This is a genomic window from Bacillus cereus group sp. BfR-BA-01347 (assembly GCF_022663835.1).
In the GTDB taxonomy this organism is placed as follows: Bacteria; Bacillota; Bacilli; order Bacillales; family Bacillaceae_G; genus Bacillus_A; species Bacillus_A thuringiensis_K.
On record NZ_JAKUGG010000006.1, the window covers coordinates 1 to 13769 of the forward strand.

Below are 13769 nucleotides of genomic sequence, written 5' to 3' on the forward strand. Positions count from 1 at the left end.
TCATAAAAGAATTAAGGCAAAATTAAAGGGTATGAGCCCAGTACAATACCGGGCTCATACCCTAGAGGCTGCCTAATGAAACGACCTGTCTAACTTTCGGGGGTCACTTCACACTTTGAACGGCTTTTTTTATGAGAATTGTTTAAGTGCTCTTTCGGCTAGTAAAGCAAAGTATTCTGCACTTATAGGCAGTGCCTCTTCATTAATTGTAAAAGCAGGATGATGCCATTCATGTGTACCGCTCGTTCCCATAAAGACGAATGAACCTGGTATTTCCTGTTGGTAAAATGAAAAATCTTCTCCAGCCATTGACGGACTAGGTGAGATGATATTAAGATTCATCTTTGTGGCAACTTGAGTAGATAAGTCTGTAAGAGCTTTATCGTTGTGAACAGCAGGAGGACCTGAAAAAAAACGGAATTCCGTTTTTACACCTAATGCATCAGATACACCTTTAATAATACGCTCCATGAGTGCTGGAATCTTTTCACGTGTTTCAGCTTGGAACGTGCGAATAGTACCTTCTAATGTAGCTTTTTCAGGAATCACGTTCCACGTATTTCCTGCATGAATATTTGTGACACTAACAACCGCATTATGAGATGAACTTATATTTCGGCTTACAATTGTTTGCAGTGCCATCACAATTTGAGAGGATGCGACAATAGGATCTACGCCAGCATCTGGTACAGCCGCGTGTGTACCAACTCCGTGAATTTCAATTTCAAATCGATCAACTCCGGCCATCAGTGGACCATCTTTAATGCCAATAGTACCTACTGGTAAATCAGGTTTATTATGCATGCCGAAAATCGCTTGCACATTACGTAAATGTCCAGCATCAATAACTTTGCAAGCGCCATTACTACTTTCTTCAGCTGGTTGGAATATGAAGCGAACCGTTCCATTTAGGGAAGATTCTCTTTCTTTTAATAAGAAAGCAGTACCTAAAATAGCAGCTGTATGAAAATCGTGTCCACAAGCATGCATTTTCCCTCGTACTTTAGATGCATAGGACAAATGTGTTTCTTCTTGAATAGGAAGAGCATCAATATCAGCACGAACTGCTACAATTGGTCCGTTTTTATTACCAGACACTTCAGCGATAATTCCTGTTTCTAAATTGGAATCAATGATAGTAATATTTTTTTCTTCTAACCAATTTTTTATTGCTTTTGTTGTTTCGAACTCTTCATATGATAGTTCTGGATACTCATGTAAATGTCGACGCACGGAAATAAGTTTTTCTTTTAGTTGATTTGAAATAGATACCATGTAGTATGCCTTCTTTCTTCAGCAAAATATTTATCATAAGTATACAACAATAAAAGAGAGGATTCTCAAATGAAAATCCTCTCTCGTTTATCCCGTATTAATGGGCAGCCCGATTGGTTCAACTAATTAAAGTTTTACTTTATGCTGCGACTTTTTTATGCGTATGATGTTTACGATAACGTCCACGCATTGCGTATGCAATTTGCGGGATTGCAATCCCAATTAATATAAGTGATACACCGAACCATTGTGAAGATAGTACAGCTTCTTTTAAAACGAATACTGACATAATTGTTGTAACTGGTAGTTCCGCTGCACCAAGAATAGTTGCTAAGCCAGAACCGATTTTTGGAATACCGATTGTAAAGGCAATAGATGGAATTACGATACTAAATGTTCCTAATCCTAAACCATATTTCCATAGACCTTGAGAAATGGCACCATTAAAAATAAATGTTGGTGGGAATACAATCATGACTAAAGTTAAAGCACCAGTCATTAAGAGAACACCGCGCGGTAATGAAGGTACTTCAACAGCAACTTTTCCGCTCACGAAAATGTATGTTGCGAATGTAACAGCAGATAATAAACCTAAAATGATCCCAGTCGTATCGAAAGCACCTACTGATTGTTCAAATAAACCACTTGATAAAAATGTCCCTACAAGTAAGAAAATAACAGAAATAACTTTTTCTCTTGAAGGTAATGTTTTTGTTGCGACTGCTTCAATGATAATTCCGACCCAAACGAATTGGAATAAAAGAATAATTGCAATAGAAGCTGGTACAGTTTTTAATGAAGCATAATAAAAAATTCCGGTAAAACTTGCAGATGTTCCTGCAACGAATAAAAGTAATGCTTGCTTTAAAGGAACGCGATGTCTAGAAAATAGAAGTGTAATAGCAAGCAAAATAATCCAACCGAACAAATATTGGCTGCCAATTACCTCTCCAAGTGAAAATCCTTCTGCATATGCAAGCTTAACAAAAATAGCTAAAATTCCATAACTACACGCTCCTAATAAAACTAAAAGAGAATAACGAAGCATGAAAAATTCCTCCCATCTATATGAAGTTGTTCCGTATCGAAAATATATAACTAGAGGGAAGTATACAAAATTAGAAATAAAGGGTCAAATGAAAGAAAAGTATGACATTTTATAGAATAATAATAAAAGTATGATATTTATGCATAATCTTGAAATTATTAATAGTAGAAGTATTATAAAATCAACTTTGTATTGTATAGAGACAGCATTTGAAAAAAATATTTTTTTAAACCAATATGTATATAGACGTACTAGTAACGTGCTAATTATTTGAGAAACTATGTTACCTTTGTTATGGTAATAACAATTAAAGGAGTTGTAAAATCCATTTGAGTTTTTCTATATAATAGAAGGAAATGAAAACGTTTTATTAGAAACTGTGAGGAAGTATGGTTTTTCTTATTACCACGTTGTAAAAGTGATTTCACGAATTGTTCATAGTATTTTTATGTGTTTTTGTTACAATATTTAGGGAGAGGAGTGGAATGATGCAAGATATTAGTATTTTTTTAGCGTTTGGCGCCGGGTTCTTATCATTTATTTCCCCATGTTGCTTACCGCTTTATCCGGCATTTTTATCGTACATAACAGGTATGTCGGTTTCTGAATTGAAAGAAGAAAATGCAATGCTTCGCAAAAGAAGTATGATACATACAGCGTTTTTCTTACTTGGATTTTCAATTATATTTATTGCAATTGGATTTGGTACAAGTTTTATTGGAGGAATCTTTACTGACTATAAAGATTTAATCAGACAGTTAGGTGGTATATTTATCATCGTGTTCGGCTTAATTATTGTCGGGGTGTTTAAGCCGAAATTTTTAATGCAAGACCGTAAATTTACATTTAAAAATCGTCCAAGTGGCTATTTTGGATCAGTACTAATTGGATTAGCTTTTGCAGCAGGGTGGACGCCATGTACCGGACCAATTCTAGTGTCCGTAATTGGATTAGCAGCAACAAATCCAGAATCAGCAATGATATACATGATTGCTTACATACTTGGATTTGCAATCCCGTTTTTCGTATTGTCATTCTTTATTACGAAAATGTCTTGGATTAAAAGAAATAGTATGGCCTTCATGAAAGTCGGAGGATATATTATGATTGTTATGGGTGTCTTCCTATACTTTAACTGGATGACGAAAATTATCGTATATTTCTCAAGTTTATTTGGTGGTTTTACTGGTTTTTAGTATTATTCTGCGAAAATGTTGGAAATACTAACGGAAAAGCATATAATGAAAGTATATTTTGCATATAGCCACAAAAAAGGATGAGAAAATATGAACATAGTTCTTTTATCAAGTATCGTTGCTGTTTGTATGGCTGTCGGTGCGATGTTTATTCGTTTAAAAGCAGCTAAGAAACCTGCAACATTGAAAAAAATTATACTTCCGCCATTTTTTATGAGTACGGGCGCATTGATGTATGTTTTTCCTGAATTTCGATTAACTCCAGCAGAAATGTTAGAAGCAATTGGTGTCGGTTTGATTTTCTCTATTTTTCTTATTAAAACATCTAAATTTGAAATTAGAGGACAAGAGATTTATTTGAAGCGTTCAAAAGCCTTTGTTTTTATATTAATTGGATTACTTGTAGTGCGGATTGTATTTAAAACATACTTAAGTCAATCTCTTGATTTAGGACAACTTAGTGGCATGTTCTTCTTACTTGCGTTTGCGATGATTGTGTCATGGAGAATTGCAATGTATCGTTCCTTTACGAAATTACAGAAGGAAATGGAAAAAGAAGATGGTTTTTATAATGAAAAAGATATGAAGCTAACTTAAAAACTGTATATGTATTAAATAAAAAAGACAGCGTCAAAGGCGCTGTCTTTTTTATCGAAAATAATATGAAGTTACTTTGCAAGTAAAGATTGATAGTTAGAATAATCAATCTTTTTTTCTTGTAGTTTTTTAATTAAAAATTTATGATCACGCTTTGGTGTGGCAATGATGTATCCTTTAATAATTAAGTCTTGTGTAATTTGAGAGGCATTTTCTTGTAATGCAAGTTCTCCAATTTTTCCAGCAATCTTTGATTTTGCAACATCGCGAAATAGTTCTGGAACAGGACTTACAAGCTCTTCTAACAATTGTTTTTGTTCGTCAGTCCATAAATGTCTCGTTTTATTTATGTAGTGTTCTTCCCAATCTAAAATGGACATGCCGTCTTCTTTCGGTAAACGTTTTAAAAATTTTCTGAACATAAAGTATCCACCGATAGACATAAGCCCTAATAAAATAACCGTCCATAATACAATGAACCAACTGAACCATCCCTCGAGCAAGCATATCCCCCCTTAATGATAGCGGTTTTCTTTTATTCATATTATATACAGTGAGATTCATAGAAAGCAAGAACGCTTGGTCATTTTGACCAAGCGTTATAGTTTAAACGAAGTATAGTTGTTCAACACATAAATTATTATTATCGTCTTCAACATACTCAATAATAAGTGTGCCAACTTTACGATCTTTATCTTCAGTTGTGAAAATAGAGTAAGAAGTAAAACGTGTTTTTGATAGGCCGCTTATATGTGTAGGTAAAGAAATGTAGTTGTTATCGCGGAAGAATTCCATCAGTTCAATATCCTCAAATTCTTTTCGGTCAACTTGTTTGTTTGTATAGCGGCGTTGAAGTTGTTTTAAAGATTCATTCCAAGAAATTGCTTTTGTGTCGTATACCATTGTTCTATCTCCTTACTGTATGTAATTATTAAGAACATACGTTCTAATCTAGTATACTCTTTTTATTAGAAAAGGGAAAGCAAAAAATAATGTAAGCTTGGATTTCCAAGCTTACATTATTGATGCGTCCGTCATAATCTCTATTTTTCATTATAAGTTAGATAAGAATAAGAAACAAGATGATATATATAATGTTGAGAGTTTTCAAGGTTCTGTATATTATAGGTGTACTAAAGTGTAAGGGAATGAGAGGCGTGGCATATGTAATTTCACTGCAAGGGCCGATGGCTAGCGGAAAAACAACATTAGCAAAAAGGTTAGAAAAGAGAGGGTTTCGAGTTATATATGAAAATCCATATCCAATTGTAGAGAAGCGAAAAAAATTGAATTTAGATATGAATTCAAAAGTAGGGTTTATTATGAATCAAAAAATGTTTATGGAAGCAAAAATTAAGGAGTTTCAAAATGTGAAAAATTCAGTCGTAATTTTTGATCGCGGACCAGAAGACATTGAGTTTTTTACACTCTTTTATCCAACGATTATAGGAGAAGAGTGGGATATAGAAACTGAATTGAAAGATGAATTATATAAATTAAGAGAATGCCGTTCGGATGCGATTTTTTACTTAGATGTTACGAAAAAGAATGTATATGCTAGAAAAAATAATGATAGAACAAGAAACAGAAGTACGTTTGAGGAGCAATTTAAATTAGTAGAAACTGAAAAAGATTGGTATAAACAATTTCCTGTAACTTATGTGGACACAAATAGATTAACAGTGAACAATTTAGAGGTATATTTTATGGACTGGCTAAAGGAGAGAGGGCTATGAAAAAAATACTTTTATTTGTATACCCAACATTTGCAGAGTTTGAAATAACAGTAGCAACGGCATTGCTGAAAAATAAATATGAAATCATCACAGCGGGCTTAACTAAAGAATTGGTTATAAGTGAAACCGGGTTGCAAGTGCAGCCGCATATAGAAGTAAGTGAAGTACGTGTAGATGAGTATGAGGGGATACTTATTCCAGGTGGAGAAGAAGTACAGTTGAAAGATGCAAAACCTCTTTTTTCAATCATTCGTCAATTTCATGAACAAGAAAAATTAGTGGCGGCAATTTGTGCTGGACCGTATGCGCTAGCAAAAGCAGGCTTATTCAAAGAAATCTCGTATACAGTGACCCTAGATTATCAAAAGCTTGATTGTTTTCCAGTAGAAAATTTTGTGTATAAAGAAGTTGTGCAACACTCAAATATCATTACAGCACAAGGGCATGCATTTGTACCATTCGGAATAGCGATTGCCTCTTATTTTGGAGTAGCAAACGAACATAATATAAATTTTTACGGTGGTAAAGGGAATGTGATGATGGAGAAGCTTTTGCCTGAGAATGTATAAAAGCTAGCTAATGCTAGCTTTTTTCTTTTTGACATCGATAAATGGCTAACGTTTTCGGATCGCGCCATATACCATTATGAAGTAACAATTCATTTTCTACTTCTTCTTTTAGCCATTCCTTCATTTCGGTGTGAAGAAGTGTGTTATCCGGTATATTTAACGACGGAAACATGCTAGAAATATAGTTTACAATCGGAGTAGCATGATGAAAAACGAGAGCATTATGAATAACTGTTTCTTCAACAGTTGGAAAAACGGATTGTAATATCTCTTTACCGTTTTCTAAACAAAATGGAGTGACTGATGATGTTGTTTTCGGCAAATCAAATGCGTCTAACATGCGGTTACACATTTCAACTATACGAGGTAGTGTAACGCTAGAATTTGTTGTAGCTAAAAGTGAGCCACCAGGACGAATTACTTTATCGAATCCTTGAATTGTTTTTTCGACATCTTTCATGTGATATAGCATATGTCTTGCGACAATCCAGTCGTAGCAATTAGCTTCAAAAGGAAGTTTTCCAGCGTCACCTAGTCTCCATTCAATTAAATTATTCGTTTTAGTGGCTTCAGAAAGCATGGCTTCTGATTGATCAAAACCGGTTAATTGACCTTTATGGCCATTCGCTTGCAAAAGGGAAAGGAATTTTCCGTTAGCGCACCCAACCTCTAATATTCTTTCTCTCCCTTGAAGTTGTAAATGTTCAATAACGATTTCATCTAAATTCACTTGTTTTTCTTCGTAATGTTTATGTGTATCGATACGTGTTTGTAAATTGTTACTAACGCTATATTGCCGTTTTACATCATTCATTTTTTCATATTCCACTTTCATACAAAATTGTTGAATCGCATGTGTTAATACATCGGTTTTCTTTAAACCTTCGTAATGGAGTGCGGATTCAAACCTTTCAAGTAATTTTTCTTCAATTCGAAAATGAATATCTTTTCGCTTTTTCATTGGAATCTCTCCCCTTTGCATCTGTTAGTGAGACTATAGCATGCCTGAAAAATTTGTGTAAATCATTTGTGTACACAAATGGAGGAGATGAAAAAATTGTTTGAATGTGAGTTTAAACTATTGACGATTTAACCGTTTTCATATATTCTTAAATTAAGAAATATTCAAATAATTAAAAGAAATGAGAGAGTCACATGCTTCTTCAAGGAACACATCGAATTGGTCGTATGGCCATGCTGTTGGCACTTGCGGATGAGAATGAAAGCCCTGTATTATCCATTCCGAAAGGTTGGAAATATTGTACGGGGAAAGTGGGTTCGATGAATTCGCAAAAGGTTGTCGCAGCAATGGAAACAGCGGCTAAAAGCAACCAAGTTATTGAAACAGACGTTTACAGAGAAACACATGCACTTTATCATGCAATTATGGAAGCTTTGTACGGAGTGACGAGAGGTCAAATTCAGTTAGCAGACGTTCTTCGTACAGTAGGACTTCGTTTTGCGATTGTGCGCGGTACACCATACGACGGAAAAAAAGAAGGCGAATGGGTTGCTGTTGCATTATATGGAACGATTGGTGCACCTGTAAAAGGATCTGAGCATGAGGCGATTGGTTTAGGAATTAATCACATATGATTTGCCCATAGTCTATTAGTTAGAAGGGGGCCTTAATTTTTTAGGACAGAAGTCTGTCTTAAAAAAGATAAGGTCCCCTTTTGCCTTTTTAAGGAGGAAAAATGATGATTACGTTAACAGGACATACATTGACAGTTGAAGAAATGAAGAGGTTATTACTGGAAGGAGAAGGTGTAACAGCTTGTCCAAATAGTATGAAAAAGGTGGCGGAGTGCCGCGAAGTAGTTGAGAAAATTGTAGAGGACGGAAAAGTCGTTTACGGTATTACAACTGGATTTGGAAAGTTTAGTGATGTGCTTATTCAAAAAGATGATGTAAAGGCACTTCAACATAATTTAATTCAGTCACATGCATGTGGGATAGGTGATCCGTTCCCGGAAGAAGTATCACGCGGTATGTTAATTTTACGAGCGAACACGATGCTTAAAGGGGTATCTGGCGTTAGACCGCTCGTTGTAAATATGCTTCTTGAGTTTGTAAATCGTAAAATTCATCCAGTCGTTCCGCAACAAGGTTCACTTGGTGCAAGTGGAGATTTAGCACCTTTATCTCATCTTGCGCTCGTATTATTAGGCGAAGGTGAAGTGTTCTATAAAGGGAAACGCGTTCATGCAATGGTTGCTCTTACAGAAGAAGGGCTTGAGCCGATTGAACTTGAAGCGAAAGAAGGTCTTGCGTTAATTAATGGTACGCAGGCGATGACAGCACAAGGAGTTCTTTCTTATATAGAAGCAGAAGCAACGGCGTATCAAGCTGAACTAATTGCTTCGATGACAATTGAAGGGTTACAAGGCATTATTGATGCATTTGATGAAAATGTTCATAAAGCACGCGGTTATAAAGAGCAAGTGGAAGTAGCAAGCAGAATTCGTGACATTCTTCATGACAGTAAATTAACAACAAAACAAGGAGAACTACGTGTACAGGATGCATATTCACTTCGCTGTATCCCGCAAGTACACGGTGCTTCTTGGCAAGTTTTAAATTATGTGAAAGAAAAATTAGAAATTGAAATGAATGCCGCAACAGATAATCCGCTTATCTTTGATGGTGGGGAAAAAGTAATTTCGGGCGGGAATTTCCACGGTCAACCGATTGCGTTTGCGATGGACTTCTTAAAAGTAGGAATGGCAGAACTTGCAAATATTTCAGAGCGCCGTATTGAACGTTTAGTGAATCCGCAATTAAATGATTTACCACCATTTTTAAGTCCAGAACCAGGACTTCAGTCTGGTGCGATGATTATGCAATATGCTGCAGCATCACTAGTTTCTGAAAATAAAACGTTAGCACATCCGGCGAGTGTTGATTCAATCCCGTCATCAGCTAACCAAGAAGATCACGTAAGTATGGGAACAATCGCTTCACGCCATGCACATCAAATTATTCAAAACGTAAGACGTGTTCTTTCAATTGAAATGATTTGTGCGATGCAAGCTGCAGAATATCGCGGTATTGAAAACATGAGTACAGTGACGAAGAGCTTCTACCATCAAGGTCGTCAGCAAGTACCTTCTATTACAAATGACCGCATATTCTCAACGGATATTGAAAATATTGCGTATTGGTTAAAAACGAATTATTCGATCAAAGAAAGATTAGATGTAAACGCAGCACTATAAAATGAGAAAAAGGAGAGATTGAAATGGAAAAAGTACAACAAACAATTCGCGCGCCAAGAGGTACTGAGTTACAAACGAAAGGATGGGTTCAAGAAGCTGCACTTCGTATGTTAATGAACAATTTAGATCCGGAAGTTGCTGAAAAACCAGAAGAATTGGTTGTATATGGCGGAATTGGCCGTGCAGCCCGTAACTGGGAAAGCTATCAGGCGATTGTAGATTCATTAAAAACGTTAGAAAGCGATGAAACGTTACTTGTTCAATCAGGAAAACCAGTTGCAATCTTTAAATCACATGAAGATGCACCGCGCGTTCTGTTAGCGAACTCAAACTTAGTACCAAAATGGGCAAACTGGGATCACTTCCGTGAACTAGAGAAAAAAGGTCTTATGATGTACGGACAAATGACAGCAGGTAGCTGGATTTATATTGGAACACAAGGTATTTTACAAGGAACATATGAAACATTTGGAGAAGCGGCACGTCAACATTTCGATGGTTCATTAAAAGGCACACTAACACTTACTGCTGGTTTAGGTGGTATGGGTGGCGCACAACCTCTTGCTGTAACGATGAATGGCGGTGTTGTTATCGCTATTGATGTTGATAAGCGCAGCATCGATCGTCGTATTGAAAAGAGATACTGTGATATGTATACAGAATCGTTAGAAGAAGCATTAACGGTTGCGAACGAGTATAAAGAGAAGAAAGAACCAATTTCAATTGGATTATTAGGCAATGCGGCAGAAATTTTACCAGAGCTAGTGAAGCGTAATATTACGCCAGATTTAGTTACGGATCAAACATCTGCACATGATCCATTAAACGGTTATATTCCAGTAGGTTACACATTAGAAGAAGCAGCGAAACTTCGTGAAGAAGATCCAGAGCGCTATGTACAATTATCAAAAGAGAGCATGACAAAACATGTGGAAGCAATGCTTGCTATGCAAGCAAAAGGTGCAATTACATTTGATTACGGAAATAACATTCGCCAAGTTGCTTTTGATGAAGGGTTGAAAAATGCATTCGATTTCCCAGGATTCGTTCCAGCATTTATCCGTCCATTATTCTGCGAAGGAAAAGGACCGTTCCGCTGGGTAGCACTTTCTGGTGATCCAGAAGATATTTATAAAACAGACGAAGTAATTTTACGTGAGTTCGCTGATAATGAACATTTATGTAACTGGATTCGTATGGCACGTCAACAAGTTGAATTCCAAGGTCTTCCGTCACGTATTTGTTGGCTTGGTTACGGTGAGCGCGCGAAATTTGGTCGTATCATTAATGAAATGGTGGCAAATGGCGAATTATCAGCACCGATCGTTATCGGCCGTGACCATTTAGATTGCGGATCGGTAGCATCTCCAAACCGTGAAACAGAAGCGATGAAAGACGGTAGTGATGCAGTAGCTGACTGGCCAATTTTAAATGCATTAATTAACAGTGTAAACGGTGCAAGTTGGGTATCTGTTCACCACGGTGGCGGCGTTGGTATGGGATATTCACTTCACGCTGGAATGGTTATCGTTGCAGATGGAACAGAAGCAGCAGCAAAACGTATTGAGCGCGTATTAACTTCTGACCCTGGTATGGGTGTTGTTCGTCACGTGGATGCAGGATATGACTTGGCAGTGGAAACTGCGAAAGAAAAAGGCGTTAACATTCCAATGATGAAATAAGGAGGAGAAAACATGCTGGACACTTTACTAATAAATATCGGTCAATTACTAACAATGGATCAAGAAGATGGCTTGTTAAGACGGGAAGCGATGAACACGCTTCCTGTTATCGAAAACGGTGCGGTTGGAATTGAAAATGGTGTAATCACTTTCGTTGGAACAGTGGAAGAAGCGAAAGGACTTCAGGCGAAAGAAGTTATTGATTGCGGTGGGAAAATGGTTTCTCCTGGTCTTGTTGATCCGCATACTCATCTTGTATTTGGTGGATCTCGTGAAAATGAAATCGCACTAAAATTACAAGGAGTTCCGTACTTAGAAATTTTGGAAAAAGGGGGCGGTATTCTTTCAACTGTAAATGCAACGAAACAGGCGTCGAAAGAAGAACTTGTTCAAAAAGCGAAATTCCATTTAGACCGTATGCTATCTTTCGGAGTTACAACTGTAGAAGCGAAGAGTGGTTACGGATTAGATGATGAGACGGAATGGAAACAATTAGAGGCAACAGCACAATTACAAAAAGAGCATCCGATCGATTTAGTTTCAACATTTTTAGGTGCTCATGCAGTTCCGAAAGAGTATAAAGGTAGATCGAAAGAATTTTTACAATGGATGTTAGACCTACTACCAGAAATGAAAGAGAAGCAATTAGCGGAGTTCGTTGATATTTTCTGTGAAACAGGTGTGTTCTCTGTAGAAGAATCAAAAGAATTTTTATTAAAAGCGAAAGAGCTTGGCTTTGACGTGAAAATTCATGCAGATGAAATCGACCCTCTTGGTGGTGCGGAAGCAGCGGCAGAAATCGGTGCAGCATCAGCGGACCATTTAGTTGGAGCTTCTGATAAAGGAATTGAAATGCTTGCAAACTCGAATACAGTAGCAACATTATTACCAGGAACAACTTTCTATTTAAATAAAGAAAGCTTTGCTCGTGGTCGTAAAATGATTGATGAAGGTGTTGCAGTTGCGTTAGCTACAGACTTTAACCCAGGTAGCTGTCCAACTGAAAATATTCAGCTTATTATGAGCATTGCGATGCTAAAACTGAAAATGACACCAGAAGAAGTTTGGAATGCCGTAACGGTTAACTCATCATATGCCATTAACCGTGGTGATGTAGCTGGAAAAATTAGAGTTGGTCGTAAGGCAGATTTAGTTTTATGGGATGCTTACAATTATGCTTACGTACCGTATCATTACGGCGTAAGTCATGTGAATACAGTATGGAAGAATGGTAATATTGCATATACAAGAGGTGAACAATCGTGGAGCACGGCCACTATTTAAAGAAAAATGCAAAGTTTATTGATCGTGAAGTGACAAAATGGAGTGAGATGATTAAAGATTGGGAGGAAGGCGTAGAAATATTCGGTGCTGCCTTAATTGGAGCACCCCTTTCTAAACCATCTATTAGTCATTCAGGAGCAAGTTTTGCTCCAAAGACAATTCGTGCGATGTTAGATGCATATAGCACATATGCAATTACAGAAGAACACGATATGAAAGAAAGTGTCTTATATGATTGCGGCGATATTACGATGCATGTGACGGATATAAAAGAAAGTCATAAACGAATTGCAAAAACAGTTGGTCATGTAACGAAAGTAAATCCGAACATGATACCAATCGTTCTTGGCGGTGACCACTCGATTAGTTTTCCGAGTATAACAGGTTTTGCAAACAGTAAAGGAAAGGTCGGAATTATTCAATTTGATGCTCATCATGATTTACGTAATTTAGATGATGGAGGCCCGTCAAATGGTACACCATTCCGTAGTTTACTAGAAAATGATGTCATTACAGGGAAACAACTTGTTCAAATTGGAATTCGTAATTTTTCTAATGCACGTGCGTACCATGAATATTCAATAGAACATGGCGTGAAAGTGTATACAATGAAAGATGTACGAGAGCGAGAAATAAAAGATATTATCACGGAAAGTATTGAAGTATTAAGAAATCAAGGTGTGACTTCTATTTATATTTCTCTTGATATGGATGTGCTAGACCAAGCGTTTGCACCAGGTTGTCCAGCAATTGGGCCTGGTGGAATGGATAGTACGACTTTACTAGATGCGATTGAATTCCTTGGTAAAGAACCGCTCGTTCAAGGGATGGATATAGTAGAGATTGATCCAACTCTTGATTTTAGGGATATGACGAGTAGAGTAGCAGCGCAAGTGATTATGAGTTTTCTTTTAGCGAGGGAAACGGTTAGTAAGCAGGTTAGTATATAGACGGAAAAGTAGATCTTTATTTATGTCTTATCAAAAACACATCACTACTTAAATGTAGTGATGTGTTTTTGTGTTAAAAGAGAATGAATGTGTGTGGAACTGTTAATGGAATTGCGGTTTTTATAGTGTATTGTGTAAATTTAATTTCTTGCTTCTGAAGTGTTGACGTGTAAAATAATTTTGTGATAAAATAAAAATTTTGCTAAAAAACTAA

General features: G+C 36.6%; 15 protein-coding genes. 10 read left to right on the forward strand and 5 right to left on the reverse strand.

What is annotated here, in order from left to right:
- Nucleotides 1–129 precede the first annotated feature (129 nt).
- Both MR143_RS11560 and MR143_RS11565 read right to left on the reverse strand, forming a co-directional pair.
- A complete protein-coding gene (locus MR143_RS11560; protein WP_000253682.1) occupies nucleotides 130–1275 on the reverse strand; it encodes a M20 peptidase aminoacylase family protein in 1146 nt (381 codons plus the stop codon).
- 139 nt (nucleotides 1276–1414) lie between these two features.
- A complete protein-coding gene (locus MR143_RS11565) occupies nucleotides 1415–2323 on the reverse strand; it encodes an EamA family transporter (protein ID WP_000947038.1) in 909 nt (302 codons plus the stop codon).
- A 343-nt stretch (nucleotides 2324–2666) separates the two neighbouring features.
- Here MR143_RS11565 and MR143_RS33165 point away from each other — a divergent pair, with 343 nt between their 5' ends.
- The 3 genes from MR143_RS33165 (at nucleotide 2667) to MR143_RS11575 (ending at nucleotide 4116) form a co-directional block, all read left to right on the forward strand.
- Nucleotides 2667–2795, forward strand: coding sequence for a peptidase T (locus tag MR143_RS33165; RefSeq protein WP_074593505.1), 129 nt, complete (start codon nucleotides 2667–2669; stop codon nucleotides 2793–2795).
- Nucleotides 2796–2811: 16 nt separating this feature from the next.
- Nucleotides 2812–3519, forward strand: coding sequence for a cytochrome c-type biogenesis protein CcdA (gene ccdA / locus MR143_RS11570; RefSeq protein ID WP_001152676.1), 708 nt, complete (start codon nucleotides 2812–2814; stop codon nucleotides 3517–3519).
- A 90-nt stretch (nucleotides 3520–3609) separates the two neighbouring features.
- Nucleotides 3610–4116 carry a CcdC family protein gene (locus MR143_RS11575; protein WP_001028440.1) on the forward strand — a complete coding sequence of 169 codons (507 nt, stop codon included), beginning with the start codon at nucleotides 3610–3612 and terminating at the stop codon, nucleotides 4114–4116.
- 71 nt (nucleotides 4117–4187) lie between these two features.
- Here MR143_RS11575 and MR143_RS11580 read toward each other — a convergent pair whose 3' ends face one another.
- Together MR143_RS11580 and MR143_RS11585 are read right to left on the reverse strand one after the other, a co-directional pair.
- Nucleotides 4188–4619, reverse strand: a complete 432-nt coding sequence (locus MR143_RS11580) for a DUF2621 domain-containing protein (protein WP_000889393.1) — start codon at nucleotides 4617–4619, stop codon at nucleotides 4188–4190.
- 103 nt (nucleotides 4620–4722) lie between these two features.
- Nucleotides 4723–5019, reverse strand: coding sequence for a hypothetical protein (locus MR143_RS11585; protein WP_000262406.1), 297 nt, complete (start codon nucleotides 5017–5019; stop codon nucleotides 4723–4725).
- A 245-nt stretch (nucleotides 5020–5264) separates the two neighbouring features.
- Between MR143_RS11585 and MR143_RS11590 the strand changes: the two genes are divergently transcribed.
- Together MR143_RS11590 and MR143_RS11595 are read left to right on the forward strand one after the other, a co-directional pair.
- The gene (locus MR143_RS11590) at nucleotides 5265–5852 is read left to right on the forward strand and encodes an AAA family ATPase (protein ID WP_003302191.1); all 588 of its coding nucleotides are present in this window, start codon (nucleotides 5265–5267) and stop codon (nucleotides 5850–5852) included.
- Nucleotides 5849–6421 carry a DJ-1/PfpI family protein gene (locus MR143_RS11595; RefSeq protein ID WP_000722208.1) on the forward strand — a complete coding sequence of 191 codons (573 nt, stop codon included), beginning with the start codon at nucleotides 5849–5851 and terminating at the stop codon, nucleotides 6419–6421. Before MR143_RS11590 ends, MR143_RS11595 begins: the two co-directional genes overlap by 4 nt.
- 13 nt (nucleotides 6422–6434) lie before the next feature.
- Here the strand turns inward: MR143_RS11595 and MR143_RS11600 are convergent, their stop codons facing one another.
- Entirely contained in the window at nucleotides 6435–7382 is a 948-nt protein-coding gene (locus MR143_RS11600; protein ID WP_000746255.1) for a class I SAM-dependent methyltransferase, read from the reverse strand.
- 194 nt (nucleotides 7383–7576) lie between these two features.
- Here MR143_RS11600 and hutP point away from each other — a divergent pair, with 194 nt between their 5' ends.
- The 5 genes from hutP (at nucleotide 7577) to hutG (ending at nucleotide 13555) form a co-directional block, all read left to right on the forward strand.
- A complete protein-coding gene (gene hutP / locus MR143_RS11605; protein ID WP_000926516.1) occupies nucleotides 7577–8017 on the forward strand; it encodes a hut operon transcriptional regulator HutP in 441 nt (146 codons plus the stop codon).
- A gap of 104 nt (nucleotides 8018–8121) precedes the next feature.
- Nucleotides 8122–9639 carry a histidine ammonia-lyase gene (hutH, locus tag MR143_RS11610; protein ID WP_000631861.1) on the forward strand — a complete coding sequence of 506 codons (1518 nt, stop codon included), beginning with the start codon at nucleotides 8122–8124 and terminating at the stop codon, nucleotides 9637–9639.
- Nucleotides 9640–9662: 23 nt separating this feature from the next.
- Nucleotides 9663–11321 carry a urocanate hydratase gene (gene hutU / locus MR143_RS11615; RefSeq protein WP_000416945.1) on the forward strand — a complete coding sequence of 553 codons (1659 nt, stop codon included), beginning with the start codon at nucleotides 9663–9665 and terminating at the stop codon, nucleotides 11319–11321.
- Between the two features lie 12 nt (nucleotides 11322–11333).
- Entirely contained in the window at nucleotides 11334–12605 is a 1272-nt protein-coding gene (hutI, locus tag MR143_RS11620) for an imidazolonepropionase (RefSeq protein ID WP_000887544.1), read from the forward strand.
- On the forward strand, nucleotides 12584–13555 hold the full coding sequence (gene hutG, locus MR143_RS11625) for a formimidoylglutamase (RefSeq protein ID WP_000399829.1): 972 nt from the start codon (nucleotides 12584–12586) through the stop codon (nucleotides 13553–13555). Before hutI ends, hutG begins: the two co-directional genes overlap by 22 nt.
- Nucleotides 13556–13769: the final 214 nt, after the last annotated feature.